This is a genomic window from Pantoea sp. ABR1s (assembly GCF_057812235.1).
Genome location: NZ_JBSZSY010000002.1, coordinates 84,891 through 111,294, shown reverse-complemented (window position 1 = coordinate 111,294; position 26,404 = coordinate 84,891). Strand labels below are relative to the sequence as shown.

The following is a 26,404-nucleotide window of genomic DNA, read 5'->3' as shown; positions in this document are numbered from 1 at the left end:
GCCTTCCTGCGCTTATGTTGCACAGACGGAGTAAGCACCGAGGGTATTGCAGTTTTTCGGGCATGAAACTATACTCCCCGCATAGAGCAACAGCTTCTATGCAGATTCAGTGAGCCCCGTTAGTCTTCTCCTAGGTCGCCAAACTCAAGGAAGATTATCGGGGTTTTCTTTTTTCTGGCCTTAACTAATCAGTCAGCACCAGACTTCTGCCACCTTTCGGCGTGGCAAACCAGGAACTTAATTGCGAGCTAATGTATCACCACAGGTTTGCACAATCAATTTCCGTGAATAGTCACCTTCATTAATCGCTACTTTTGTTGCCTTCAATTAATCGTTCAATCGCTTCAGCCTGCGTCAACCCGGACTCTCTGCAGATTTCATCAAGCTTCTGCTTGGTGCTGTTATGAATAAACACGTTCAATGGAGAATGTGTTTCGCGCTTACGCGCAACTGAACGCATTTTACGCTCTCTGGGGCTCAGAGGCGCTGGGCGGGAAGGTTTTACCTCAGATTGAGTAGGACTTTCAGTCTGCGGCATACGTGCCTCCAGCATTTCTAAAACGAATTGGCTGAGAATACTACATATCCCCTAAATCAGCGACTTAACTTTAAAGCGGGGAAGGCTGCGTTGGCGCGCAGCCTGTCTGGAATGGTGATGAATAGTGAGGACGTGGCTCAGTATGAAGAGTGCCAGTCTGTTCCCCCCTCCCAGCGTGACTGCCAGTGCGCCAGGTAAGTCTGCGCCAGTGCCGGAACTTCCCGCACGACCAGCGCATTCTCGGAATTTGATTCAGCTGCGCTGCGGGAATAATTAAACGAGCCGAGCTCCACGTTCTGTCCGTCGGTGATGATCACTTTGTCATGCATGATTTTGTACTGGCCATTGGTGCGTAGAGGAATGCCGGCATTAACAACCACGTTCATGGCCGCGATACTCGCCTTACTGCGGTTGCCGTTCTGATCTATCACTATTCTGACGTCAACGCCCCTCCGCCTGGCATTAACCAGCGACTTAACCACCTCCGGCGACGTAAAGCTGTAGCCCATGAGACGGATACTTTCGTGCGCGTCATCAAGAGTACGCAGTACCAGCTGCTGCGCACTGCCTTCGGGTGAAAAGCCCGCGTCAATTGAAGCGGCGGCCATGGTGGACCCTGTAGCAAAAATTAACGCCGCGAATAAGCCGGCTGTAAGTAGTGTTTTTTTCATGTTGTTTCCGTTCGTGAAAAGGTAATAAGCGGGATGATGTCAGACAGCTGGGGGTTGCGAGCGACGGGCCTGCTCGATTTCAACGGCCCACTTCCAGCCTGCAGGATTTGTCCGCAGCGCCAGATTCTGTATGCATTCTGCAGCTGCCCTACAGGCAGAACTCAGATCAGTCCTGCAGTCATAGCGCCAGCTGGCAAATCGGAAGCCAGCCATAGCCGTTATGGCGCATACATCGTTTGGGTTCTGACCTGAAATGCGATTCAGCGCAGCGCTGGCCAGTAGTTCGCCTTCCATCGTGGCCAGCCTGTAAAGGTGAAGATAATTGCGAGTGGGTAATGCGCTCATAGCATTTCCGTTGCGGTAATGTGTGAGGGGGCTTATCCGCCCATTGAGGACCGGCGACGGGCGATTGCTCGTCATGCGCTAGCAGTCAGACAAACTGCTTGGACCGGTCGGAGTCGGATTTCTGCCGCACTGGCTCAACGTGATTAAGCATTGCAGCCGCAATACTCTCGGTGGATGCTCCCAGCGAACGAGGCACGCGCAGACGAGTGCTATAGCCCTTGCCTCTGGCAGGCAGGCTTTCTTGAACCATGCGCCAGAGGATGGCTGAGCGCACAGTTGCTGACGGCGGGCGACGCCAGACGAAGGCACATTCCATATTAAATTCGCCCACTGCAGCCAGCGCTGGATCGGTCAGCACCAGTCCACTGGTGTCATGAGCGCCCGGCGCAGCGTCTAAGACGCGCAGAATGTGCTGTACCCTCTCCTCGCGCACAAAGCTACGGCGCTGCCGGAATGGCATCGTGGCCAGTATGGCCCGCTCTGACGGTGCTGAAACCTCTACAAAGCGGTTAATACGCACGTCCGCCTGCGAAAACTTATCGGTATCCTCAATATAAAGTGAGCTGTTCCGCAGGATCTTTCCCTGAAAGAGGGTAACCTGCTCGCCCTCCTGCAGGGCCTGGACCTCTTCGACGTCTACTTTTTTCTTTTCGCTTACCTGCAGGCGCGTGTCATCACTCCAGCCCCCCATTAATCCGCCCTGCTGGACCATCGAACCCATGTGCGCGCGATACTCTGTACCGGCCATGAGCTGCAGAATTTCCAGCGTATCCTTGGGATCCATAATCTTGCCGGTAATACGCGTGCCCATGTTGGCAATGAGCGTCCAGACAGCATCGCCCGCGGCCGTTTTAAGGCGCTGAACTTCCTGACCGGCCAGCAGGAGGCAGTAACCAAGGGAGCGGATTTGTGTGGCCAGCTCCCCAACCTTTTCGCTGTAGCCGGCACCGACCTCATCAATAATCCAGAGCAGTGGAAAGCGGTCTTTAAACTTACGGACCTTCATGTTGTCCTGAGGGCGCCCCTCCAGTTTTTCGCCGAGGTCCTGACTGAGGATCATGGCCAGCTGAGACTGATAGAGCCTGCCAAGCGTGGAGCCCTCAGCGGCCGACAATTCCAGTGCCGGCACGAGGACTATCATGATGCGATCGTTATGGACCACATCGCGCAGGTCGATATCCCCCGCATCCCGGGCGAACACGTGCCCGTAGGTATCGTTAAAAAGCGTCAGCATGCGCGTAAACTGCTGCATCAGGTAGCCGTGCTGCAGATTTGAATCAGGATGCCATTCTGATGGAGTTGAGACCTTTTCCATGTCAAAACCGGCAAGCGTGCTGAGGTAGTTCTCCAGCGCGTGTCGGATTTCTTCGTGCCACTGCTCCTCAACCGCCTGGATATACAGGCCGGCTATTTTACGTAGCGGCAGGTGCGTCTGGATCGTGCGCTGGGACATCACAGTGCCTTCCCGCCGGCACTTATAAACCAGCGCAAATATCAGCGCCTGGTTCATCGCTTTTGCTTTCTCCTGCCATTCCCCGCCGTTTCCGCCAGTTTTGGGCAGCATGGAATCCATCAGGTTAACGATGTAGGTTTCCTGCGCCAGCCCAAAGATACTGGTAGTGTTCGTCTGCGGGCGGGTTTTCACGTTATCCAGCAGCTCCTGCGCACGCGAGCGTCCACCTGTAATGAAGTTCATAATGCGCAGATCATCCTCGCGGCCGAAACGTCGGGCCATAGACATCATGGCCAGCGCCACATCGTTCTGCGCTTTATGGTCGGAGAAGATAACGCCCTTACCCCAGCAGAGTGCGTTCAGTACCCAGCCAAGTAGCGTCTCCGTTTTGCCGGCGCCGGTGGTGCCAAACATCAGCACGTGTCGTGTCAGATCATCCATTGAGAGCCACAGCTCACGGCCGGCGTCTTTCCCGCGGAGATAACCCGCGTACAGAATTCCTGCTGCGCGTCCGGTGTAAATGCGCATAGTCGTCACCGGCAGAAAACCCAGCACTTTTGCCGGGACTTTTCGCTCAGTGGACGGATCGAGCCGGTTCATGTCGGCAGGCATGCGCATAGGCATCTTCCAGCGTCCGGAAGGCACTACAGCCAGAGACCAGAACAGCAGTACCGGCAGGCTCAGCAGCAGAGTAACCGGCCAGACAATACCGGCGCAGGTGAGCGCAATCATGCCAAAAGCGAGCGTGCCAATTTCTGCCAGAGCTTCGGTAATCCATGAGCGCCCGACATGCCGGCTGATACGATCGTTGTCTATAGCCGATTTATTGTCCATCAGCTGCTCCCTCCTTCAAAAAAGCTTCAAGGGAGGCGGGAGAACTCAGCACCGCCTGTGGTACGTAGCGTCCGTCGTCGGATATCGTCCAGGGTGTTCCGGGCAGCCTGTAGGCGCGGTATGCCACTTCATTGACGCCTATGGCGCCCTGCGCCAGCTCTGTTTTTTCTTTGTCTGAAGCCGGCGCAGTATCCTGCGTCCTGCCAGGCACGGGCATACCGGCATCAGCTGAAAAAAGGTGTTTCCAGGCAGCTGCGCGCTCTGCTTCCGGCAGCAGCATGACAGGTGTCAGTGTCTGCAATGAAGCGTTACGCCCTTCAATAGTCACCGGGAATATCACCACGTTAACCATGCCGGCCGCCGTTTCGAAATGACGCTCCATACGCTGACAATTCGCACATAACGGATCCGCAAAAACGTACAAGGTGCGAGCGTGACCTGAGGACAGTGGAATCGTGAATATGCCTCGTGACGCCGCACTTCTGAGCTTCGCAGGCAATGTAAGGCGCGCGGAAGCGGGCAGGCTCCAGTTATCAGCAGGCACTGCGCCCTGTTCGGCCATCGGAGCCTCATTTCTGACAGGCGACGATGCTACTGGCGCGGGCGGTGCCAGGTTAACGGGTCCGACCTGAAATTGAGGGCGTTCACTGTAGTGAGGAAACAGGAATGACACTGACACTGCAGCACTTGCTGCCAGTAACACAGCCGCGATCAATAATCCTCGCTCCCTGCGGCGCCGGCGCTTTGATGTGTTACGCAGTGCGTTCGTTATGCACTCCAGCAGCTGCGCGGCATCTTCTCCTCTGTACAGTGGAGTCAGCGCGTCGTGTGCGTTCTGAGCGTACAGACCGTCACCATGCACTACGAACCACGGTAGCCCTGATACGGGAAAGGTAAAAAGCGGCCGAGTTGCGCAATTGGTATAGCTTTCTCCGCCCTTACCCCAGCCCTGCTCTGCAATGAAACGGCGGGTGCTCAGCAGTCCTTCGCTGATTTCAGCCACGAACAGGCCTTCTTTGCGAATAATAGTCATATTGATGTCCTTGTATCAGCGCGCGCCGGCGCTGTCAGAAAGTTCGTCATCGCCCTGTCCGGGCATATAGAGAGAGTCAGGAAAGGCGGCTTCGCGCTTACGTTTTACAGGCAGCTGACGCTGGTCCCGCGGATAAACAAGGTCCAGCTGCTCCAGCTCAAGCTGCAGCCCTGCTATAGCCTCATCCGTCATCAGTGCAGGTCTTGGCAGTCCCATTTTTGCGGCCTTTATCTCTGCACGTGCCTGCGCGATGATCCCCGATCCTTCAACAAATACCTTTGCTGTATCTGCAGTGTGCAGTCCGTACCAGAGGGTGCGATCGCAGCCCTTTAACCAGCGGAACCGTGCTGGCGGCAGGCGAAGGTCGCGCCCGTACAGGCCCGCCAGCGCCGATCGTACGGTGCTATGCGTATTCAGCCATTCATTGATGCCCGGGCTTGCCAGTACGCGCATGAGCTGGGTCTCAGCGATGCGCCATTCAGGCGTTCTGCGAAAAATGGGTGCTTTGAAGGGACGTTTTGTCATACAGGAGCGGTTAAGGTCATCGAGCAGCTTCGTGGCCGCTTTACGGTCGCCGGTGAAGACCTGCAGGCCGAAGACGGCGAGCAACGCGCGTTCGTGCGGCTGCCAGTCTGCCGGTGCCGTCATCTCCGGACCAGCCTGCGCATCAAAAACAGCCCGGGCCGCGTCACGGTCAAGTACCCGACGCTGAATCAGCCCATGCTGTTCAGCAAATTCCTCAGGTGTGAGCGCCCATGCATTTTCCGGTGTTGTGTCATTCATCAACCCATCTTTCTGATCGCTGGCCATCACCGGTATTACAGAGGGGGCAAAGGTGAGCATCACGCGAGGTAGTGAATGAATGTTAATAGCCCTGCGGCTGCGAAAACCGAGCCCGGGATGGCATGCCAGCAGCCAGCCCGCTACAGCAAGCAGTGGGATCAGTGGCACAAACAGGATGCCGGCAGTCCGGTTCATGACGTCCCTCCATTCTGTCAGCCCCACTGCCTCAGCGCCGTTTCCGGTAGCAGCGAGCAGGTTGATCCGTTCGGCGGCATAACGATGAATTTGCGGGAAATCTGCAAGGCGCCAGAGCCAGTAAAGAAACCAGCAGGACCAGCGGACAAAGTCACTAAAGAAAAGCCAGCACAGGAGTGCCGTGATTAAAAGGGTGATCACCATCGCCGCCTGCTCATTATGGCCGGCAGCGTTCGGGTTCTGAGAATACATAGGAGAATTTCCGGAAGCGGCGGATGCGGATGGCCGCCGAACTGCAGATAAGAAAACACCGGCTCGGGGCCGGTGTCAGAGGAACAGCGTCAGAATGTCAGGGGTAAATCAGGCAGTAACCTGCGGCACCACAACTTTATGCTCGAACTCAATAAATTTGCTCTGCCGGGCAACGTGTAACGTCCATGGTTCGTCCGGATACGGTTCGCTGTAAGACTGATGACGCATCGCACCCAGCGTGTCATAGAGATTGCTGGCAACTGCAGGCGGCGCAGTGATACTAAGCATCGGCAAATCAGGATCTAAGGTATATATCCGTAATGCACTACCTTCAAGCTCGGTATTGGTCCATGTATTCATCGTCATGCCAATAACGTCAATGACGCCTTTTCGATACATGTGAACATACAAAATAGTACCGCGCTTAGTGTCAATGCCAAGATATTTACCTTTAGCAGCACTGAAGACTTCATGATTCTCTGCAGGATTGAAACGCCTATCGCTTTTAAGGAAGTCAACAATGTGAAGCAACTTCTTACGCCGCATTTTTATGCTGATATAACGAAAACCTAGAGGTAAAATGATAAACATCCAGAGCATAGCCAGAAGAAAATAATCTGACGGATAAATTTCATGCCTGAAAGGGGCGCCAAAAAAAACTATTAATGTAACTGCTGCAAAGAAAATTGCGCACGGCAGAAATACCAGATAATAAGCTGAGCGAATTAATGCCCAGGGAAGGTTAACGCTGTTTCCAGATCTAATAAATTTTTTCATGGCAACCTCCTGCCAAATTTTGTTCTGTTTAAATTATACGCTTAAGGATCTACAAATCCAGGATAATTATTTAATTCCATCTTCAGATACTGGAGTCTGACGATTAGGCATACTCTTTAATCCAGGAGTCTGACGCGAACCACTGCCTGCAGAAGCAAACATCCCTTTGACGTCGTCTACCATTCCGCCCATGATGCCTGCCATTCCTGCACCACCTAAGAAAGTAATCACGTAGTCTGCGAGCGTTGCCTGTAACCCGAATACGCGAGAAACGCCAAAAGTGGCAATGCGCGCATACATCATAAGCCATCCAACCAATTTAACGATCCCCATGATTGAATCAGCATTTGAGTTAGCAACTGCCGTGCCAAATAATAAATTCAGCAGTGTCCCGCCAGCCATTACTGCTACTGATGCAAAAAAGAAACCTAACACCATAAGGGAAGGCCTGAGCATCATATCAATCAGAAAAATATAACCATAGGCGCTGCGGCTTCCTTTATCTTCTTCTGCGCCTAAATGCGTAGCGGACCACATCGGCCCGGCTGCACAACCGACCATCACACTGACGATCCAATTAAAGGATCCAACCATCCAGTAAAGAAAAGGTATTGCCGGAAGAAAGACTGCCAGAGAAAAACCGACCGCAAATAACAGCAGCATTAAAAAATAGAATGGAGGCGATAGCATTCCTAAAATATCTTTTACTGTTCCTGCAGGGTTTTGTGTTAGTTCACCAAACTTTCCTACTAAAGAGTGATCTACTGCAGCAGCAACCCCATAAGCAGCAACATATGCAGTCAGCGCCGTTTCAGTTGCTCCTAATGTGTAATCACCAATAGCTTGCATTTTTATCAGCGGATTAACCTGATTAGAAAAGTCAGAATTGGTTCCGGTAGCACTTGTCGCAAAAAAGGTTGTCAGCCTTTGAACGGGACTTTTTAAAAAGCCTACGAAGACTGCATCAGGATCGGATGAGCTGCCACCGATGCTGTCATCTTCTGCACTTAGTGTGCCTAAGGGTGGAGTATAAGAACTGTTCTGCGTCTGTGAACGATAAGCTGCGAAAACCTGGTGATAAAGATCACCTGTGCCTGTCTCGCCATGGAAGCTCGGCCCTGAAGTTACAGGAGCTGCATTAGCGACCGAATTGGTTTTACTGTTTGCCGTAGCAAACGTGTTGTACCACGCACCCAGCGACATCCAGCCGTGGGTTTTCAGCTGTGAGGTAAGCTGGCCCTGTAATGAATCTTTATAGTTCAGCTGATTCAGCGCGTTGTTAACCGTTGTTTCGTACGCCGCCGCCGATTGCTGGATAACAGTCTCTGCATCGGACATTGTACCTGTGTCATGATCGCGCCGGCTCAGGTAGGCATCTACGTAGGCCTGAGCGGCAGAATCCAGAGTAGACTGCATAGTGTCCAATGCGCTCCGTTCAGCAGCTGTGACGCTATCGGTATTCACTTGTGAACCAAAAAGACTTTCAGTTATGCCTTTAGAAGGGGCTGGGATACGGGCGCTACCGCAAACTGCGCTGCCGTTGCCGGTGGTATAGCTACCGTTACCCCCTGACGTCGTCATCAGCGCTGTTCTGGCCTGCCCGTCCTCATACAACGAGCTGAGCTCCCGGTTTGTAGAATACTTGCACAGATTCATTTCAAACACTGCGCGCGCAGCCGATCGGGTCGATGGCGCGGTAGGCTGAACGACGAGCGACATACCATTACTAATCATGTCGGCCGCTTTATCAGTCAGCAGGTTCGCACTGCCTATACCCATAGTGGATGCGGCCCATAGCATAACCAGTTGAGAGAGCGACCAGCCTGATGCAGTAGGAATAAGCGTAATGAAGCCGGCAAAGCTCATTACCGGGTGCAGCATGGAACGACCGGCACTAAACACCTTACCGTCCTGCCCGCCCTTAAACAGCGTTTTCAGGGTCACTATCAGAAACCACGCCAGCGCCACCGAGCACAACACGCCATTCAGGAGGGCGAACAAAGAGCCGATAAGCGTGGGCTGACCTGGCTGAAAAGGTGAGATCACGACATCGCCGAAGATCATCACCAGCGCCTGCCGCGATAAGTCTCCTGTCTTCTGCGCCGCATCACTGATGGTCTGATAATTTACGCTGTCGGCGAGGGCCGGGCAGGACGCGGCGCACAGCAATACTGCCGCCTGAATTTTTTTCAGTAGCTTCATAGTTAACCTGCAGGTCAGATCTGACCGGTGGGAAAAGGAGGTGCCGGCGAAGCGGCTATAATCAGAATTATGTCTGGCGGCGCATCGTGCTCATTTACGGGTTTTCAGCACGTTACGATAGCGCAATGCAAACTGCGTTACGGCTACTGGATCAAACAGCAGCTGGCCATTACAGCTTTTTTCAGCCGGTGGCGGCATAAGCCCCTGTAGTTTTTTTCCGGTTTGCACCGCTTGCCACAGTTCCAGTGGCGCGATCCCCGCCTCTTCAGCAGCGATTTCAGTGCAATCAGCGGTTGGCCCGACGATGCAGGTGATGGCCCAATCTCCCGCGTCTGCCAGCGTTTCGCGAAAGTTATCGCCTCTTCATGATTAAACATGACCGCTGCACCACGCACCTGTCGGCGTGCCGGCAGCGCCATTCCACCAAGTAGACCGTCAGTCCGGACCGCATGCAGCAGTTCACCGGGTCGGATATCGAGCAGTGCAGCAAACATATCAAGCCGCATAAACATCAAAAATCTCCTCTGACGTGAGGCTATCAGGTTTGAAACCAGCCACTGGTCTCGCCAACTGCGTATAGCATGATTAATCCAGTAACCAGCAGCATTAAACCTGCATAAAACCGCCCTTGATATGGATCGACGAACAGGGTTGCGAACCCATCCTTTCTTGCCTCGTCATAAATCGGCTCAAGCTGAGCGATCGCACATTCAACCGGCGCCAATTTGGCAGCTTCAGCGCCAGCTATACGCAGCGTATGGCGCACTTTGCGTAGCTGCTTCAGTGCCTGAACACAATATTCGGTAGCCTTGTAAATTTCACGATTACTACTGGCGCGACGTGCGTTGTGCATCAGGTGCATTATTTTTTCCCGGCGCCCGGCAAGTTCGGCATCTGCCAACTGGGTACAGAGCAGGTTGAGCATCTGATCACGTTTTTTTTCACGCATTTTTTTTCCTGTTCAGTAAGCCACCGCTTAACACTGTGCGACACCAGCGCGTCTCCTGAAGGAACGCCTGAAAACTGCCTTCTTCTGACGCCGAGACCCTTTTTTCCGTGAGCTGCCAGAGCCTGTAGCTTGCTGCCAGCACCTGAACGAAGCCGGTGGCTGCCAGCAGGCTCATGACAAGCAGTACACAACCTATGCGCAGCCAGCCGGTTCCGCTGACGTTACTACCTGCAGCGATCAACAGCGCCAGAAATCCCAGCGCCGGCAACCCTGTGAGCCACATCAGCCCCCACCATAGCCAGCGCGTAATGCGAAAATTGCGCGCCAGATGCACCGGGCTAAGCCCACTGTCAGAAACCGCCTGTGACCAGTCAGCAGGGCGGTAGCCATCGGCATTGCGGCCAGCAGTAACTTCCCGGATGCGCTGCCAGATTCGCGAGACGTTACGTCCGGTGTATCGAGCCATGCCAGTCATTTCATACGCCGGCATGAATATATTCAAAGCAAACCAGCCTAAGCGCTTCGGCGTGATTCGGGCTTTCTTTTCGCCAGTTGCCGGAGCTTCAGTATCAGCACTTTTCATAAAACGCCTCCATGCGCGACTAGCGCAGGCTCAACCATTGAAAACATGATGTGATGAAGCGCGCCTATCGAGCGCAGCGAAGTCACAAGAAAGCCGTAGACATCCGTCAGCTCCTGGCTTTCCATGCTGCGAATATCTGGCGTCAGAAAGATAATCTGCCCGGGTCGTTGCCGGAGCGTGTTCAGGTTTAGCCCGGGAGCGCCTGAGAACGTCTCAGCAACGTGAGGGTGATGGTAGGTCGTCATGCGGCGGCGGATGGCTTCAGCCGCCTCGCTCGCGCCGTCACGTGTCAACAGCGCACGCGCCATCTGAAGTGAAGCACTGTGCGGATGTTTTCGGCTCCAGCGCGCAATCGCTATCCACAGCTCATCAGCCCACAGCTGGCCAGCCAGCGCCGGCAGATCGCGAACATGGTCTGTCTCGTCTGTAAATTGCAGTAGGCAGCTCATCAGTTCGCGGGTGAGATCGCTGTATTCATTCGACGGAAAAAGTGCTGCAGCAAGAGCTGACGAGCCGGCGAGTGCGTTAACGCCCTTCAGCGCGCTGATGACGTTCCAGACGTCGCCCTCCTGCGTTTGACCTGGACAAAGCCGCCATGCCTGCCATAACCGGGACCATCGAGGCGTCTGAAAAAAGGTGTTCCAGAGTGCTCCGCAGGGGTCCAGTACGATCACCGGCCCCTCGCCCGCATCCAGCAGCGTTTCAAGTGCGCCGGCATTCGGCGCAAAGGTTCCGCTCGTTATCATTGTTATCTCCGTAGACATTAATGCGCGCTCACGCCGGCGCTAAGCTGGGCTGACAGTGCCTGTAGCTGTGGTGCGTACTGCTCTTTTGCAGCAAGCGCCAGCTGCTGGCCGCTGATGATATTTGCCTGACGCAATTCGTTCTTGATACCCATGGCCAGCCAGTTGGCGAGACTTTGCTGACGTGCCATTTCACGCAGCAGGTTGTCACCTTCCATGCTCTGAAGGTCCTTTACCCACTCCGTATTGGCATAGCGGCGCCCCACTTCAAACGCCTCAAACTCACGCTCGCTCATGGTGCCGGTCTGCTTTGCCTGCGCGGAGGCGGTCTGCTGGAAATAGGTTTCTGCGGACGGCGCCTGCCGGGCTTCGGTCAGCGCCTCGCGCGTCGCATCCTGCGGCTGACTCGCTGCTACCATGTCCAGCTGGGGCTGCATCGCAGCACTTTGCATCGCCTTATACTGAGTGAGCAGCCCCTGATACTCCTGCCCGGTCGCGGTCTGGATTTCGCCTTTGCCAGGCGTACGCCCGGCATCGAGCTTCGCCGAGTTGTTTACATAGGCCATTGCCGCATCTGTCTGGGCCTGCGTAAATGTCAGTTCCGGATCCTTACCAGGCTGCCCGGCTCCGTCATACAGCGATCGCGCCTCGGTATCCCCGCCCGGCAGCGAGGAGACGCCCGGGCAAAGGCCGGTGCCACCATACAGCGCGGCCTCCTCCTTCGTGCAGTACCCGGCATGTACCAGCGCGCTGCGGTAGCCGCCCTGTCGCGGCGCGACGGGGAGGCTTGCGAGCGTCTCACGCACAACCTTGTTTGATACCCCGCCCCCGCCTGAAAGCCTTGACGCTGTTGCCCGGGTCGCCTGACTTACCTGCGCCGCCGATCCTGACGCTGACTCTGTGCAGATGCTGTCTGGTACGGTGTATGCAGTGCGGGCCTTCTCCAGCCGGTCAGCCTGGCGATTAAAGTTTTCCGCCTCGCGCTGCGTACGCGCTGCCTCAGTAATAGCCGTGGTGATTTTGTCACCGGACTGCACCACGGCCGTGCCGGTTTCCGTTTCAGCCGACAGGATTTCTCCGAGCGTGACCTGCATCGTCTGCAGCGCCGGCATCACCTGTGACTGAATAGGGATGCTGCTCATTTCTTCCGTTGGATAAGCCATCACTTGCGGTGCTATGGCTGCCAGCACGCAGGCAGCCAGCAACCTGCGGCTTACTGGCCATCGGTTATGTATTTTCATCACTATCTCCTTTCAGAGCTCGTAGCCCTGTTTGCTGATGAGCTCATTTGCCAGCGTTTTGATAACGCTTTCGCCCTGCGCTTCCCCCGCCATACGCCGGCGCTGCTCGATGACCTTAGCTGCGGACCCTGCAGGGAAGAACCGGCCAAGAATGCGGCGGGCCGTGCCGGCGCCCACTTCCTTCTGAATATTGCGTCGCAGCGACATATCTTCAGGCGTGGTGTTGTGGCCCCACAGCTCCTGCGGACCGACAGTATTTTTCATGATGTGCGCAATAGTGCTGCCACCCTTCACGCGGAAAATACCGAGGAACGGCACGCCGCTGCCATCTGCTGATGGCCCGCTGCCCATACGGGCGAAGCGGTCGAGCGTTACGTCAGGAATCTGGAAACGCGCCTGCAGCGCCTCACGGTCGTCAGGGTCAACCGCCACCATATATACGGAGTTGGCTGACTGGCGCAGCGCCTCAGGCATATCGCGGAAATACTGCGATGACAGCACAGTACGCACTGCAAACTTGCGCTGTTCGCGGTCTGCGGTTTCCAGCATCGGGAAAATAAACGGTACGTCTTTAGCGTTATGGAGCTCGTCGTACTGCTTCGTTTTCACCTCCTGATCCAGCTGTTCCACGCGAGCGCGGTGCAGCGCGTGCCAGCGGCGGTGCAAAGAAGGAAACAGTTCATCCTGGTACTGCGGCAGCACGAAGTCGCCGCCGGCAATGTGCCCTGCAAACAGGAACATTAAGCCAGTCTGCAGCTGCCCGGCCTTGGATTTACCGCCCGCTACATACTGCAGATCTACCGTTATGACGCGCGCTTTCGGGCTAATCATGAACCGCGTGCGACCCGCGAACATCCGGTACTGGCCACAGGCGTCCCGCAGACAGCGAGCCATGTACTCAATGAGTGCCTCGCCGCTGCCGTCGCGCTGGACACGGCCAAAGTTACTCTCAAAGTCAGGGCTGCTGAGCAGAGGAGCCATATCCGCAAGCTCCGGCACTGCCTGATACTGTGCGCGCTGTGCTGCTTCAGTCCTGCCCGCGTCCTGCAGAAGATCGCGCACTTCATACCAGGTGCAGTGTTCGCGATAGGCAGGATGTTTTTCCCAGATATCAGCCTCTTCTATTGCCAGATCCACTTCAGGCACCAGTCCAGGCTCATAGCGACGCGGATCATCACGCGCTATTTTGAATGCTTCAGTGATAAGACGACGAAGAATAACGGGCGTATCGCGGGCATTAGGCGGAGAGCCGGTTGAAGGGTCTGTGCAAAGAACGCTTAGCGCGTTTTCCATAAACTCGGCTTCATAAGTCAGCGGCATGCTGAGGCCCAGCTGAATATCGAACAGATTGCGGCAATACTGCGATTCATTACGCAGAATGATATTCAGCACTTCGTCCTGTCGCTCCGGCGGCAGCCCGTCCTTAAGCATCGAGACAGCACCTTCAGAACTGAACCCCTTATCAATACCGCAATAAAACGGCAGCTGCTGCTGTGCGCGGCTGGCGAGGATTAGTGTCATTCGGTTGATAAGTACGGATTTACCGCCGCCCGACTCACCGGCCACGATAGTAGTGAGCTTGGTCTGTTTTGGTGATGCCAGGCCCACCGGGATGATTTTTCCGTCTGGTGTGGGATAGAGCGCATCGCCATCGTCATTCCATGGCGACGCAGGTCGCGTCAGCGGCATCAGGTTTAGCGCTTCTGAAAGGGGCGGATACATCAGGCAGGGTCCGGGCGAGGCCGATGACGCGGTAAGCGTGGATACCCATGCTCGCACCGGATCGCCGAATGTCTGTGTAACGCCACAAACTCCCCATGAAGTCAGTGCCTGACTGAGCAGCGTCAGGTTGCGCGTGACATCTTCTGGCGTCTTGCCCCAGGTGGCCACGGTAATAGTTTTCACGCACACAGGTTCAATGCGCTCACGCTCTGCGAGGAGATTTACCGATTCACTGATGGCCTTCAGGCCGGGCACCCATTCTGTAAAGCCCAGCACGGCATGCTTTCCTGCCAGACGGCGCATGCCGCCAGGCATCAGGTCCTGGCGGATACGAAACGGCACGCTGCGGGGGATAAGCTCGCGTAATCGGGCAAAGCTCTGGGGATTCTGCGGGCCGAGATCAACGGCAATCGTTCCGTGCCAGATGCCGTGAATTTTCAGCAGGTTGTCGCGTATCTCCTGGACGCTGGAATTCATTACCTGAAATTTAAGCCAGGGTGCCAGCAGCGCGGTCACGTCTTTCCCCTGACGCACGCCGTGAGGTATTACGCGGTCATCCGGCAGCAGCGGTTGCCAGCCCTCGCCCGTGCCTTTCGGATCAATTTGCGCGCGCAGCACCCGCCCCGCCTCATGCGCATCTATACGTCTCAGCAGAACGCCCTTGCCGGTATCTCCGAGCGCCCGCTCAACCTGCGAAAGAAAGGCATCGTGACGTATCTTCAGGCCGGGCAGATGTGCCGTAAGCGGATTCTGGCCAAACGCCGCGGGCGGGCTCGCATTAATAAGCTCTTTAAGGCGGGCATTCTCATCGCGCAGCTCATGTCCTGCCAGAACGCCACGCCCGGAATAGCAGACAAGCCAGGTGCGCTCACGATTCACCCAGGGCGCGAGCGTAGTCACCTGTTCATCCAGCAGATAAGCCAGGTCCAGCCCGGTACGCTTCAGTGATCGGTACTGTGGCGCCAGCAGGCGTTTTACTTCAGCCTCCCCGCCATCAGGATCGCACTCATGAATCGTGCTGATTTTATGGCCGTGACGGCGGTAGAGAGCTGTGAGGGTTTCGGTCATGCGATCCAGCCGACCCTGCCAGGAGTCAACATTGTCTGGGCCTTTTGCTTCGTCGGTTTCGCGATAGCTGCCGGCCACCTCATAGACAGTCAGGAAGTCTCCGCCATTCGTCACCATGATATAGGGTGCGCTCAATTCCGGATGACGAACGCGATCGTCGTTCGAGAGTTTTATGACGGTTTCAAGGTCGCAGTAATCAGGCAAATCGCGCGAAACGGCAAAACGCGTTACAGCGGTAATAACCTCTTCAGTCCAGCGGATGAGGCGGTTTGGCATACAGGTCACTCCGGATATAGGTATTCCATGCCGGGGTATTCACCGCGCTTTCTGCGGTTCGCCCCAGCGGCAACAGCAAGGTAAGGTCACTGAAAACGTCAGGGGGAAGGATCAATAAACAGCCTTCAAGCCTCTGCTGCATCTGCGCCCGCCGTACTGGCGGGAGCTGCTTCATGGCAGCAGCAAATTCCCCAGCGCGTGAGGTGTGCCACATGCCTTCAACTTCCCGGGCGTGCCGGGCGAGCCAGTTCCAGATTTTTCGTGACTCCTTTCGCACGCTTTTAACCTTGCTGTGAAGTCCGATAAGAGCGCGGCGCTGCAGATTGATGATGTCTGCTGCAGGCGCATCTGGCAGCCAGGCAAGGTGTCCGTGTGCAGCCGTGGGGCTGTCCAGATTGAGGGTCAGCCAGCAGAGCGTACAGAGCGGCACGGCGTCAGGCCCCTGCCAGAGGCGCTGTGCCCGCGTACCGCAGCCGCAGCAGGCTGGACCTGCGTCAACCGGCACGGGCGGAGGAGCGACATCATATCCGCTGATGCCCGGTACGAGCTGCAGCAGATCCGGTGCCGGCACGTTAAGAACGGTCATAGTGTGTTCCCGACAGAAAGGGTTGCGAAGAAGTTGGGACAGTAAGGAGAGCGCCTGCCGGCACGCTGTAAAACACGGACAGGCGCGGTACAGCTGTTTATCCGTTAGCCTACGCTGACAGGCGTCATACCCATCTGGGTCTGACCACGCTTAATCAGTTCAGGAACAACAATCAGCAGCAGGCCGGTGACAAAAGCAACCCCGACCATCCAGGGCTTAATCTGCGGATTATTTTTCATGGACTTAAGCGATAAAATACTCCCGACCACGCCGCACACGCCCAGCAACTGACAGATAGTGAGTACGTTTTTTGTGGTGGAAGAGGCGCCGGTAGCGAGGTTATTGCCGATATCCGCGAGATCGCCGGCGGCCATGGCCCCCGGTGAAATGAATGCGACCCAGGCAAAAAGCGCACGCAGAAAAGCGCGACGCAGAGTTTCAGACAGCATAAGGGCGCGCGAAAGTACCGCGCAGGTGATACGGTTCATCATGATATTTCCTTGAGAATATGGCCGGACGGCCAGTTAAATCGTCCGTGACGGACGCGAGAGTTAAGGCTGCTTAGTGCATGCCAAGTGATTTCTGAATGGCGTCGAGCAGATAGGGACTGCACACAAAACACACGCCGATAATAAATTTAACGGTGCCGCTGTTAACGTCGTTGCCTGACGTCAAACCGGTATGGCCATCCTTTTTTGCCCGGCGCCACAGCAGGACACCAGAAAGCACAAACCACACGCCGAACATGCGCAGCAGCGTCAGGATTGCGTTGGCCGCAACCGCCCCTTGTCCAAAGGTGCCGACATCAACGTAGCTGATGGCATCAAACGATGCTTCCCAGCCCACCTGATGTGCAGCAGCCTGAATCAGCTGCTGTATAGCGCCCAGGGTGGCGCACAGCAGAATCATCCCCACTACGCTGCCGCCACCTGCCGCCTGACCGGGCGCCTTACGGGCAAGCCAGGACTGCCGGACGAGATAGCCGCTGAGGCCGAGCACAGCGAACAGCACGCCGAGCGTCAGCGCGAGGTTAATACCTGCGCCAAGCAGACCAGAGGCCAGATTCGACAACATTGTGATGCCGTCGAGTGAACCACCCATGACGCCCCCTTAGCGCAGCACGCCGGCGCTGGTCGTAACGCTGCGATCTGCGGTACTGATATCACTGACGGTAATACCTCCCAGGCTATCCCCGGACTGCACCGCCCACGTCCGTCCCTGCCAGCTGACCCACGCCATACCGTCCTGAACGCTTTCAAGACGCATACCCGAAAGTGCTGAGCGTCGGATATTTTTGTCTGCCGCGTGGTGACCGCCGGCTGCCGGATCCTGACGGGCATTCATTACGGTAAGCTGACCGGCCAGCCGGCTGTTCTCTGACGCAATCGAATCAAGCCGCTGCTGCATGCCAGCCAGCGCCGCAGTTTGTGCCCGCACCGTCTCAGACAGACGGGTAATGGCCTCGCGGTTTGCCGCTTCAAACTCCTGTCCTTCACGAATGATTTTCACCACTTCTTCCGGCAGCGTGCCGCCAGCCGGAGCATTGCCGATAGCGTCAACGGGAACGCTGAGCCCGCCGGTTTGAGGTGCTGTTACAGGCCTCTGAGATACAACGCTGGGCTGGGGCTTAACTGAAGCTGGTTTAACCTCACTGAACCCTGCATCGTTTCCGAATGCCAGCTGCCCGGCGTCGGGTGCTGATGACGCTGGCCAGTACAGATACAAGGCCGCGCCAAGAATTAACAGAGCGCCGCCAGCAAGCCACGGCAGCGACTGCCCGAGAAACAAAGGTCGCGTCAGAAGGCTCTCTTTTTTCGGTAGCGGAGGAGACTGTTGAGGCTGTGGGGTCGGCGGGACGTTATCCGCCGGTAATGTCTGGAACTCATTCAAGGGCGTCTCCTGTTTTTCTCTGTCGGGCGTCGCGAATGCGCGCCTGTGCTTCTTCACGCAGATCGGCTGCAGAAGGGGTTGGATTGTTGCGCCAGCCAGCCGGAGCTGCTGCACCAGGGTTACCTGATGCTGCTCCGTGCGGCGCTTCGGCATCGGTGCTGTACACGCCGCTCATGAACTGAATAGCTACTACTTTGCCGTAATCTACCGTGACCGTACGATCCGGCAGACGGCCCGCATCGTTCGTCAGCACCTGCGCGGCCTGCTCTGCCGCACCGCCAACGATAACGCCTGCTACCGCTGAACCGTCCGGCGCAGAAGGCCGCGCGGTAACAGTATTGAATCCGTTAGTCAGAACCTGTGTATTCGACTGCGCATAAAGCTCGCCTGTCGCACCGATCCCCTTGAGGATGGCGGGCAGCAGGATGCGACGACCGTAGTGATGACTGACGTCAGATGCGATGTTGGCCACGAGCGTCTTGTCATCCAGCCCGTAAGCATCGATTTTGTAGGCCTTCCTGTTCAGGGTCATAGAGGTAAAGTGAATAATGACGCCATCGCCTGAGAGCTTCGCGCCTTCGGGCGCCTTAAGCACCGCTCCTGCATACGGACCCGTTTTAATACAGCCCAGCACCGGCGTGGCGCCGTTATCTGAGTCAACACCCGTACAGATTTCCCCGGGCCCTCGCCAGTAAGGTTCCACTACCACAGATGCCGGCGGAGCATTCAGCGTGTCCTGCCGGCTGCGCGCGGCGGCCAGCTGAACTTCGCTGCCGGGCAGCGAATCGCGCCAGGCGGCCCAGCTGCTTTCCTTTCCACCAAGTAACTCCGCCCCCGGCAGCTCGCCCGTTTCAGGAGGCTGCTGCATTTTCGCCAGCAGTGTGCCCAGCGCTTTCTGCCGGGCTTCTGCAAGCGCCTTCTGCTGCTCCTGCGTGCGGCCACTGCCGGTATTTTGCGGTGGCGGTATAACCTTCGGTTTATCCTGAGCCGGCCTCAACTTAACTTCCGCAGGTTTTATGACGTCCTGCTCCAGCGGAATGCTGCTGATAAAGCTCTGATTGCTCGCTGAGGCGTCATGCGCACCCCTCGCATTGTTTTCACGGATAAGATCGCGATAGGCCTGCTGCTCCTGCGCATTATTCTGAGCTGTGGCACCGAGGTTGTTCATATCTATGCTGGATGGCGCGGGCGGTGGCGCTGCAAGCCATGTCCATAACAGATAACCTCCACCTGTCAGCACAACTGCGCCAAGCGCTATCAGCCCCATCATCAGGCGGATACTGCGCCCGCCGGTATTTTGTTGATCGCTCATGATTACTCCAGGGCAATGCTGAGGGCCTCAGTACGCCCGTCAACGGAAAATGCGACGCGAGGCGTCAGCGGCAGCTTCCACAAATGAGTGCCATCTGCAGAGGACAGCGTGGTATCGAATTCGTCCCGGATATCTGCCCGCGAGCGGATATACAGGTCATCGCCCTGCTGCCACACCACCGTGTCCGGCACACTGCCTGTAGTCTTCAGGCGTTTAGCCCCGGAAGGCGGCACCCCGTCCAGAAATGCCTGCAGAACATCATCGTGAAGCCCGATGCGTGACGGCGATGGCGCGTCGGCCACAGCGTCCGGCCCGCGGCGGGGCACGCGCAGATCAAGCCGCGCGTCAACCGTCCATGTCTTTTTCGCTGTGTCTGGCTCACCGCTCATCACGCTAATCTGCAGCGGAACGGAAAGCCCTTTCAGGCCCACGGTAACGAGCGTGCTCACGAAGTCGCGGTTCGCCGTGATAATCATGAAGGAGGTTCCGGGCAACCATTTCACCTTGATATCCGGCGATCCGCTGACCGGATCACCGAGCAGACTCCAGGGAGCACCGGTACTGTCAATAAAGCTGACTGTCGCAGGCCAGTTCACGGCTGTACGCACCAGGGGAAGGCTCGCGCCCGGCTGCAGGCTTAAGGTTTGTGCTGTGATACGAGGCACGGCCGTGATGCCCGGCGTGGCTATTGCCCGATTCTGTTCAGCCTGCTGCGCGCGCAACTGCCGGATTTCATCTGCAGAGAGTGGTGACAGCGTTGCCTGCGCCTCATCGTATGCGGCAGACGTTGGCAGCGGGAGCGCCTGCCCGGGCAGTGGCCCCGCCGTACTGCTGCCGGCCGGCGTCTCACCCGTCGTTGCAGCGCACGCGCTGCCACACAGCCCCAGACACAGAGCCAGTACCAGAGTGCGAATGTTGCTCATAAACCGTCCTTATCCTGCATTGTTGGTGATAGTCTGCGTGACCTCCAGACCGCGCGGCTTCAGTCGCACATCGGCCTGCTGAATGCGCAGCGTAAATATGTAGCGCAGCGGCGGGCTGCTGCTGTTCTGTCCCTGAAGGCGCATCGTAACCGGGTACTGGAACTCCCAGGTGTACCGGTCGCCAATCACACCCCGGCGCGCTATTACACCAGGCTCAACGGTATTGGTGAGGTTCATACGCTTGTCCCTGACGAGCGACAGAATGTTGGAGCCCGTCGTCAGCGCCTGGTTATAACCGGCAAAACCTTCCTCTGAGAAATCAGGGGAGACGGCGGTCATCTGATCGCGGTAATGCACGAAGTCGAGCGTAAAGGCTTTACTGATCGTATCAGCACCAAACTGCCTGACGTCGCTTTCGCTCCAGACCGGTTTGTCCGTCGGGTAGAAAGGCGTAATGCGGCCGTTTTCCGTCGCGACGTAATGCTGCGGCAGATGTATGTAGGCCCAAAAGAGCAAACCGATAGTGATTGCCTGGATAACGTTGAGTACCTGACTCCAGCCTAAATTTTTCAGGCATTTGCGGGCGAACTCAGCGCCCAGCGTGCGCTCATGCTGAGCCTGAACGGCATGCTCATAAATATCCGGCTTGATCTGGACAGGAGCGGAAACATCAGGCGGCTGAGCCGCTGCAGGGGTTTGCATGTGTTACTCCTTACATGCCGTAGGACTGCCACGGATCGATATTGTCCGGCAGGTAGCTGTTGATTTTGTCGGTCATTGCACTGCAGACCTTCTCTGACGCCTGATTCATGATGTCCTGCAGGCTGGGGAAGTGCGGCAGGCTCACGGAAATATCCCGGATGCCTGAAAGACAGTTCTGCATTTGATCTGACATCTGACTTTCACGTTGTGACCAGGCATCGCTGGCCTTCTTCGCGGCGTTATAGCCTGCCTCACTGCCAGCCTGTGCTGCAGAGGCAGCGCGACAGCTGGCCGCACTGGTCGTAAAAGAGGCGAAGCATAAAAAGACCGCCATAAAGGCGGTCGGGATTTTTTTCATGTGAATACTCCGGTGGGATCGATTACTGGGCCGGCCGCGGCGGCGTGACCGGTGCTGCCTGTGGTGCTGCTGCCGGCTGCTCCTTTGGGTAAACAGTTTCAGCTTTATAGCGTTCGTCATAACCCAGGCGGGCATGCAGAGCCGGAGGAATGCTGGCAGGCTCATGCAGTTTCGCAATTCGCTGCTTCTCATCCCCGGTCACGCGGAAGACCACGTGCTCACGCGGCACCGGCTTACCGTCGGACCGGTTAATGCCGTTACCGCTGCCGATGGGCTGCGCACCGTCAGGCGTCAGGAGGTTGATAACCATCTTTGGCGCCTCTTTACTGTCCGGCAGGCTGACCAGCACATGCTGATAGCTGTCGTTCTGACGCACAACGCCCTGCAGATAGTTACCGTCGCCCTGCACCAGATATAAATCTGGTTTGCCGTCATCGCCCCATGCGGTCATGACCGGCTTACCCGCATCCTCATTGTGAGGTGGTCGCGGCGCTGAAAGCGCATCGCCGGCGCTGGCGCTGCCCTGCCCGTCAGGCCGGATCCAGAAAAGGCCGTCGGCGGGTTTTGGCGGGGCGTCAATGCTGATGCCGAGCTGGCTGACCAGTGCATGCTGCACCTGCGTATAACGGTTCGCACTGAAGGCTGAGAGCTTAATCATTTCATCGCCGCCGGTCTGTACGCGGTTTCCACGCGCAGAGGTCAGCGCCCATTGATTCCGTTTGGTCTGTATTTCTTCATAATGGCCAGTAAAATTCCCTTGGGTATCTTTTACCGGCTTATTAACCGTCACGGGCTGCTGCCCCATCCACTGCAGCGTCACCATCTGGCCCTCTCGCAGGCGTGTTTCACGTATTAAACCCGCAAGTTCTTTCCCCCAGAACGTCTGCGAGCCTTCACGGGTGCGCAACGTGATGAAAGTGCTTAATTGCTCTTCTTGCTCAAAGCGGAAAGGCGCCTGTCCGCAGGCCGTGACCTTGCCTGTAACGGGCTCGCGCGCTTTTTCAGCGGGGGTATGGATGTCAGGACGAATGGCCGGTTTTTCTGGATTCACCGGTAATGAGGATTCCGGTGTCGGCGTCATCTTTCCGGAAGCGGGAGCTTCTGCCATCGCCGGCGCAGCAGCAGCCGGAGTAACAGGCGGTGCCGTGCTGGCTGCAACGGGTGCAGACGCGGTGACTGGCGCAATCGGATCCCCGCGAACTGTGTCCGGTGTTACGACTGGCTGACCCGCTGCACGCCTTGCCTCTTCAAGTGCAAGCTGCTGACTCGGGTTTTTCATACTCACCTGCAGCCCGTTATTCACGATAACGCTGATGGCAAACGCCTTAAATTCATCACTGCCGGTCAGCTCAATTTTGCCGTGATAAAACTTCGCAGCGGTCAGCAGTGCAGCCAGAACCTTTTCTTCGTGTGCGCTGGCGCCTTCGGCCATGACCAGACGGTTTCCGCGATCGATAAACGCCGGCTCACTATCGAGACGATAAATTATGCTTTTGCCATCAGGGTGATCTTCATGTGAGACCCGGCTCAGCAGCTTATCCTGGTCGGTTCGCGCGGCGTTTGCCGCCGGGGTATCTTCAGGCTGCGGCGCCACACGGCGGGCTTCTACCAGAATGGCATTCTCTTCCCCGAAGGCAGCGGTGAGTGGCGTTGCCGGGATTGCCGGGCTGCTGTCAGGTTCTGCACTGCGTTCTGCTGCCGGAACTTCACTCATCAGGCGCGCTTCTGCAGCAGGAGCCGTCGGCTCTGAAGGAATCGCATCATGTATCTCTTCTGCCTGTACTGGCGACGTGGACGTCGCATCCGGTGTTGGTACAGATGTTTCAGGCTCAGCAGAAATCACAGGCTGTGCGGCAGACATTGCTGGCGCAGCATCCTGTACCGTCTCTGCTACCGCCGGCGCGGATTCCGCTGCAGAGGTGATAACCTCCGGTGCCGGTCCGGATTTATCAGGCTCGGTAAAGCTGGCAGTCTCTTCTGGAGCTGGATCGCGCATAGCTTCCGGTGCTGCCGGCGCGGCATCAGCGGTCGCTGCAGCCGCATTTACTGGTGCGGATTCAGCTGGCATGACGGGCTGCGCTGCTGCAGGCTGAGGTATGACGTCAGAGGCAGTTGCCGTCGCAGAAAACGCACTCAGGTTTGCAAAAACACCTTCTGCGGCCACTAATGCCTCCGGGCTCACTCGTCCGCTTTCTGTCTGACGCACAACTTCGTTGCGCAGAACCGCCAGATTTTCCTCAAACTGTGCGCGACTGACGTCGCCGCGGATTAGCATTGCATACTGAGCTTCAACGCGCGCCGGCACTGTGGCGACATCGAGCGAGGCTGATGCGGGATAGCGCGAAGCAAAATCACCGAGTGGTGCCGCTGAATCCTGAGCAGGCATGCCTGCGAGACCGTTTTGCGTCACCCTGTCAAACGCGCCCTGAATCTCATTCAGATGGCTTTCTGCATAAACCCCTTGCGCTTTAGCCTCATCGAGTTTTGCCTGAAGCCGCGCTACATTTTCTGTCAGCAACGACGCTGACGATTCGCCGCGAGCCAGCGACACGAACCCGTCGCGCAATTCATTCTGGAGCCGGTATAACGCCGTTGAGTTCAGATCTTCCGCTGATGCCGGAGGAAGCTGAGTCATGCTGACCGCTGTTGCCGCCGTAAATTGTGCCGCACGCTCGGAGCTCTGAAGCGCTGCCATGCGATCAAAGACTGTGCGGGTTTCTGCGTGACGGCTACCGGTAAATCGCTCCGGTTCGGCCCGGGTAAATTCGCCGTAAAGCATCCGCACTTCGCGATCAAACTGCGCCCGCGTAATGTCTCCCGTGGCGAGCAACGCATATTGCTGCGCCACCTTCGCCGGTATGGTATTAACGTCAAGGCTGCCGCTGGTAGGATGCAGTGAGTTCCATGTATCACGCTGACCTATCAGGCTACGCAGGCGGCTGACTGCACCTTTATCCATCACATCTGCGCCAGCCATCCCGCCCTGCGTCAGACGATTAAATACCTGCTGCATTTCTTTCATGTGCTCGCGTGAATAGACGCTGGCAATCCCAGCGCTGTCTACCCGCACGCGAAGCGAGTTAATGTCCCTGAGCAACGCCGCCGGTGAAGTCTCACCCGTAGTCAGCGCAGCCAGCCGATCCCGCAATTCCGCCCCCGTCCCATAAAGTCCCATGTAGTTGTCATAGGGGCCTGAGGGAGCTGGCGACGCCTGCGTAGCGGTTGATGCCGGCACGGCGATCGTTTCCGCCTCGGCCATCTGAGGTGCTGGCTGGGAAACATTAACATCCGGCTGAACGGTAGCAGGCTCGGGATCGGCGATTGCTTTATCCGGAGCCTGAGGGGAAACGGTTTGAGGCTCGGCAGGGGGCTGTTCTGGTTCCGGCACGGCCCGGCTAGCCGTTTCGCTGTTCGATACCTCCTGCACAGAAGGTGTGATTTCATCCGCTTCTGCTTTTTGCGATTTCAGAATACGGTACACACTGGTCTGCCCGATGCCGAGCTCTTTAGCTATCTGTCCGGCCTTCATTCCCTGCGCGCTCAGCGCCAGTATTTCCTCTGACTTCGCCAACGCGCTCCCCGAATTACGGACCGCTTTAGTGTCTGCACGTTCAGCGGCCAACTCCGTGCCTGCTGCATTTGTTTCCGGTGCTCTGTCAGGCTTTGCCGCAGGAGAGACGTTCGGCTCATCAACCGGTAGCGATGCCGCAGCAGGATTTGCCGCCGGCTGTAATGCAGCTAAAGGTTCCGGAGTGTTTTCTTGCGCAGGGGTTATGTCGTCAGGAGTAGCCATAACTGTTTCCTTGTAGTTGAGCTTATAAAGAGCATCATTAAGTCGAGGAATAAGGGTGGCGCGTAATACTTCTGCGCCGCGGGCCTGGTGAATATCGTTAAAATCGGTCATTCCGGCCTGCCGCTCAGCCTCAGAGAGCTCCGGCATCAGCACCATTCCGGCGGTAGTAAAGGCAGCCTGGTCGGCCATAACCTTGCCCGTGTTAACCGGTTTCTGGTGATCGTCATCCGCCATAAAGATGTGAGGACTGTTCGGATATTTGGCAAAAAGAACGTCTGCAACGTTTAGCATGTTGCCGGCATCTACTGTCATTACGACCGGAAGCCCGGTTAACTGATTAATACTCCTCGCAGTGGCATATCCCTCAGCATAAAGAACAGGTTCACCGTTGCGCAGCGCGCCCCCAACCACGTTGAAATGGCCAGCTTTGGGCGCTTCTTTATAAAGGTATTTTTCGCCGTCCGGGGGGATGTACTGCAGTGTGCGGAATTGGCCGTCAACGTCATAAAGCGGTATGACCAGCGCACCGTTACGCGTCTGCCGAATATCATCATCGGCCGTCACGCCCTTACGGATGAAATAAGCGTGCGCTGGATCAGCAGGCGGCAGCTTGTCATAAAGCGCGTGCGCCTTCGCTGTCTGACGGGCATGCGTTGCAGCAAGCGCCCGGGCAGAGTCATCCCTGGACTGTCGGGCAACGGCTTGCATGTGGAGGCGGGCGACAGGATCTGATTCTCCCCCTGACGCTTTCCATTTTGTGATGTCCTTATGTGTTTTAGCAGTCCAGTAGTTGATAAACCAACCGCCAGGAACTTTCCCGTTAAGAAACCCTTTGTAGACGCCGTCACCGTTGCCCTTCGGTCCGTCTGTAACGGATACGCGGTGTATCTCACCATCCATAATCGGCAGACCATCGATAATCAGTCCTGCGTCGGTTAAGGCGTCCAGGAATTCGGTTTCCGGATCGCCTCCGCCACTGCGTCTGGCCGGATCCGGCATCCATGCCTTTAGCCGGTCCAGGTCGGCCCCCGGGCGGGCATACCAGAGCTTATCTTCAGGGCTCCACTTTATTGCGTTTCCCCCTTCCGGATGTTTTCCGGCGTCAGCACGCGCGGCGTCACGCTGATCCGGCAGCACGGCAAGCCAGACCGGGTAATCAACGGTTTTCATACTGC

22 protein-coding genes are annotated in these 26,404 nt (G+C 56.6%); all 22 read right to left on the bottom strand.

Going from position 1 to position 26,404, the window contains the following annotated elements; all coding sequences use genetic code 11:
• Positions 1-301: 301 nt before the first annotated feature.
• A complete protein-coding gene (gene repA, locus ACXKZD_RS20410; RefSeq protein ID WP_094106241.1) occupies positions 302-538 on the bottom strand; it encodes a replication regulatory protein RepA in 237 nt (78 codons plus the stop codon).
• 137 nt (positions 539-675) lie between these two features.
• Positions 676-1,209, bottom strand: coding sequence for a phospholipase D-like domain-containing protein (locus tag ACXKZD_RS20405; protein ID WP_094106240.1), 534 nt, complete (start codon positions 1,207-1,209; stop codon positions 676-678).
• A gap of 430 nt (positions 1,210-1,639) precedes the next feature.
• A complete protein-coding gene (trbC, locus tag ACXKZD_RS20400; RefSeq protein WP_488982149.1) occupies positions 1,640-3,841 on the bottom strand; it encodes an F-type conjugative transfer protein TrbC in 2,202 nt (733 codons plus the stop codon).
• On the bottom strand, positions 3,831-4,874 hold the full coding sequence (locus ACXKZD_RS20395) for a thioredoxin fold domain-containing protein (RefSeq protein ID WP_488982148.1): 1,044 nt from the start codon (positions 4,872-4,874) through the stop codon (positions 3,831-3,833). Before ACXKZD_RS20395 ends, trbC begins: the two co-directional genes overlap by 11 nt.
• 15 nt (positions 4,875-4,889) lie before the next feature.
• The gene (locus tag ACXKZD_RS20390) at positions 4,890-6,056 is read right to left on the bottom strand and encodes a secretion/conjugation apparatus DotM-related subunit (protein ID WP_488982147.1); all 1,167 of its coding nucleotides are present in this window, start codon (positions 6,054-6,056) and stop codon (positions 4,890-4,892) included.
• A 156-nt stretch (positions 6,057-6,212) separates the two neighbouring features.
• Positions 6,213-6,881, bottom strand: coding sequence for a plasmid IncI1-type surface exclusion protein ExcA (gene excA, locus ACXKZD_RS20385; protein ID WP_488982146.1), 669 nt, complete (start codon positions 6,879-6,881; stop codon positions 6,213-6,215).
• Positions 6,882-6,947: 66 nt separating this feature from the next.
• A complete protein-coding gene (locus ACXKZD_RS20380) occupies positions 6,948-9,083 on the bottom strand; it encodes a DotA/TraY family protein (RefSeq protein WP_488982145.1) in 2,136 nt (711 codons plus the stop codon).
• Positions 9,084-9,226: 143 nt separating this feature from the next.
• Positions 9,227-9,595, bottom strand: a complete 369-nt coding sequence (locus tag ACXKZD_RS20375) for a hypothetical protein (RefSeq protein WP_488982144.1) — start codon at positions 9,593-9,595, stop codon at positions 9,227-9,229.
• Between the two features lie 26 nt (positions 9,596-9,621).
• On the bottom strand, positions 9,622-10,032 hold the full coding sequence (locus ACXKZD_RS20370) for a hypothetical protein (RefSeq protein ID WP_488982143.1): 411 nt from the start codon (positions 10,030-10,032) through the stop codon (positions 9,622-9,624).
• Positions 10,025-10,498 (bottom strand): conjugal transfer protein TraX, encoded by a 474-nt coding sequence (gene traX, locus ACXKZD_RS20365; RefSeq protein WP_488982142.1) that lies wholly within the window; start codon positions 10,496-10,498, stop codon positions 10,025-10,027. The genes ACXKZD_RS20370 and traX overlap by 8 nt, the downstream gene beginning before the upstream one ends.
• A gap of 113 nt (positions 10,499-10,611) precedes the next feature.
• Complete coding sequence (locus ACXKZD_RS20360) at positions 10,612-11,361, bottom strand: prepilin peptidase-dependent protein (RefSeq protein ID WP_488982141.1); 750 nt, start codon at positions 11,359-11,361, stop codon at positions 10,612-10,614.
• 17 nt (positions 11,362-11,378) lie between these two features.
• Complete coding sequence (gene traW / locus ACXKZD_RS20355; RefSeq protein WP_488982140.1) at positions 11,379-12,599, bottom strand: conjugal transfer protein TraW; 1,221 nt, start codon at positions 12,597-12,599, stop codon at positions 11,379-11,381.
• Between the two features lie 12 nt (positions 12,600-12,611).
• Complete coding sequence (locus tag ACXKZD_RS20350; RefSeq protein ID WP_488982139.1) at positions 12,612-15,665, bottom strand: ATP-binding protein; 3,054 nt, start codon at positions 15,663-15,665, stop codon at positions 12,612-12,614.
• Positions 15,637-16,251 (bottom strand): conjugal transfer protein, encoded by a 615-nt coding sequence (locus tag ACXKZD_RS20345; protein ID WP_425019423.1) that lies wholly within the window; start codon positions 16,249-16,251, stop codon positions 15,637-15,639. The genes ACXKZD_RS20350 and ACXKZD_RS20345 overlap by 29 nt, the downstream gene beginning before the upstream one ends.
• Before the next feature lie 104 nt (positions 16,252-16,355).
• Positions 16,356-16,742, bottom strand: a complete 387-nt coding sequence (locus tag ACXKZD_RS20340) for a DUF6750 family protein (protein ID WP_488982138.1) — start codon at positions 16,740-16,742, stop codon at positions 16,356-16,358.
• A 70-nt stretch (positions 16,743-16,812) separates the two neighbouring features.
• The gene (traQ, locus tag ACXKZD_RS20335; RefSeq protein WP_346460367.1) at positions 16,813-17,352 is read right to left on the bottom strand and encodes a conjugal transfer protein TraQ; all 540 of its coding nucleotides are present in this window, start codon (positions 17,350-17,352) and stop codon (positions 16,813-16,815) included.
• 9 nt (positions 17,353-17,361) lie between these two features.
• Complete coding sequence (traP, locus tag ACXKZD_RS20330) at positions 17,362-18,198, bottom strand: conjugal transfer protein TraP (protein ID WP_488982137.1); 837 nt, start codon at positions 18,196-18,198, stop codon at positions 17,362-17,364.
• Positions 18,134-19,453 carry a conjugal transfer protein TraO gene (gene traO / locus ACXKZD_RS20325; RefSeq protein ID WP_488982136.1) on the bottom strand — a complete coding sequence of 440 codons (1,320 nt, stop codon included), beginning with the start codon at positions 19,451-19,453 and terminating at the stop codon, positions 18,134-18,136. The genes traP and traO overlap by 65 nt, the downstream gene beginning before the upstream one ends.
• A gap of 2 nt (positions 19,454-19,455) precedes the next feature.
• Positions 19,456-20,376 (bottom strand): DotH/IcmK family type IV secretion protein, encoded by a 921-nt coding sequence (locus tag ACXKZD_RS20320; protein WP_488982135.1) that lies wholly within the window; start codon positions 20,374-20,376, stop codon positions 19,456-19,458.
• 9 nt (positions 20,377-20,385) lie between these two features.
• On the bottom strand, positions 20,386-21,078 hold the full coding sequence (locus ACXKZD_RS20315; RefSeq protein WP_488982134.1) for a DotI/IcmL/TraM family protein: 693 nt from the start codon (positions 21,076-21,078) through the stop codon (positions 20,386-20,388).
• A 10-nt stretch (positions 21,079-21,088) separates the two neighbouring features.
• On the bottom strand, positions 21,089-21,436 hold the full coding sequence (locus ACXKZD_RS20310) for a conjugal transfer protein (protein WP_346460362.1): 348 nt from the start codon (positions 21,434-21,436) through the stop codon (positions 21,089-21,091).
• 22 nt (positions 21,437-21,458) lie between these two features.
• Positions 21,459-26,399: an LPD7 domain-containing protein gene (locus ACXKZD_RS20305; RefSeq protein ID WP_488982133.1), complete on the bottom strand. Its 4,941-nt coding sequence runs from the start codon at positions 26,397-26,399 to the stop codon at positions 21,459-21,461.
• Between the last annotated feature and the right edge of the window lie 5 nt (positions 26,400-26,404).

Bases quoted from the DNA above. Each gene is read 5' to 3' on its own strand.
- repA (WP_094106241.1), bottom strand. From the start codon at position 538: ATGCCGCAGACTGAAAGTCCTACTCAATCTGAGGTAAAACCTTCCCGC.
- ACXKZD_RS20405 (WP_094106240.1), bottom strand. From the start codon at position 1,209: ATGAAAAAAACACTACTTACAGCCGGCTTATTCGCGGCGTTAATTTTT.
- trbC (WP_488982149.1), bottom strand. From the start codon at position 3,841: ATGGACAATAAATCGGCTATAGACAACGATCGTATCAGCCGGCATGTC.
- ACXKZD_RS20395 (WP_488982148.1), bottom strand. From the start codon at position 4,874: ATGACTATTATTCGCAAAGAAGGCCTGTTCGTGGCTGAAATCAGCGAA.
- ACXKZD_RS20390 (WP_488982147.1), bottom strand. From the start codon at position 6,056: ATGGTGATCACCCTTTTAATCACGGCACTCCTGTGCTGGCTTTTCTTT.
- excA (WP_488982146.1), bottom strand. From the start codon at position 6,881: ATGAAAAAATTTATTAGATCTGGAAACAGCGTTAACCTTCCCTGGGCA.
- ACXKZD_RS20380 (WP_488982145.1), bottom strand. From the start codon at position 9,083: ATGAAGCTACTGAAAAAAATTCAGGCGGCAGTATTGCTGTGCGCCGCG.
- ACXKZD_RS20375 (WP_488982144.1), bottom strand. From the start codon at position 9,595: ATGTTTATGCGGCTTGATATGTTTGCTGCACTGCTCGATATCCGACCC.
- ACXKZD_RS20370 (WP_488982143.1), bottom strand. From the start codon at position 10,032: ATGCGTGAAAAAAAACGTGATCAGATGCTCAACCTGCTCTGTACCCAG.
- traX (WP_488982142.1), bottom strand. From the start codon at position 10,498: ATGGCTCGATACACCGGACGTAACGTCTCGCGAATCTGGCAGCGCATC.
- ACXKZD_RS20360 (WP_488982141.1), bottom strand. From the start codon at position 11,361: ATGATAACGAGCGGAACCTTTGCGCCGAATGCCGGCGCACTTGAAACG.
- traW (WP_488982140.1), bottom strand. From the start codon at position 12,599: ATGAAAATACATAACCGATGGCCAGTAAGCCGCAGGTTGCTGGCTGCC.
- ACXKZD_RS20350 (WP_488982139.1), bottom strand. From the start codon at position 15,665: ATGCCAAACCGCCTCATCCGCTGGACTGAAGAGGTTATTACCGCTGTA.
- ACXKZD_RS20345 (WP_425019423.1), bottom strand. From the start codon at position 16,251: ATGACCGTTCTTAACGTGCCGGCACCGGATCTGCTGCAGCTCGTACCG.
- ACXKZD_RS20340 (WP_488982138.1), bottom strand. From the start codon at position 16,742: ATGATGAACCGTATCACCTGCGCGGTACTTTCGCGCGCCCTTATGCTG.
- traQ (WP_346460367.1), bottom strand. From the start codon at position 17,352: ATGGGTGGTTCACTCGACGGCATCACAATGTTGTCGAATCTGGCCTCT.
- traO (WP_488982136.1), bottom strand. From the start codon at position 19,453: ATGAGCGATCAACAAAATACCGGCGGGCGCAGTATCCGCCTGATGATG.
- ACXKZD_RS20320 (WP_488982135.1), bottom strand. From the start codon at position 20,376: ATGAGCAACATTCGCACTCTGGTACTGGCTCTGTGTCTGGGGCTGTGT.
- ACXKZD_RS20315 (WP_488982134.1), bottom strand. From the start codon at position 21,078: ATGCAAACCCCTGCAGCGGCTCAGCCGCCTGATGTTTCCGCTCCTGTC.
- ACXKZD_RS20310 (WP_346460362.1), bottom strand. From the start codon at position 21,436: ATGAAAAAAATCCCGACCGCCTTTATGGCGGTCTTTTTATGCTTCGCC.
- ACXKZD_RS20305 (WP_488982133.1), bottom strand. From the start codon at position 26,399: ATGAAAACCGTTGATTACCCGGTCTGGCTTGCCGTGCTGCCGGATCAG.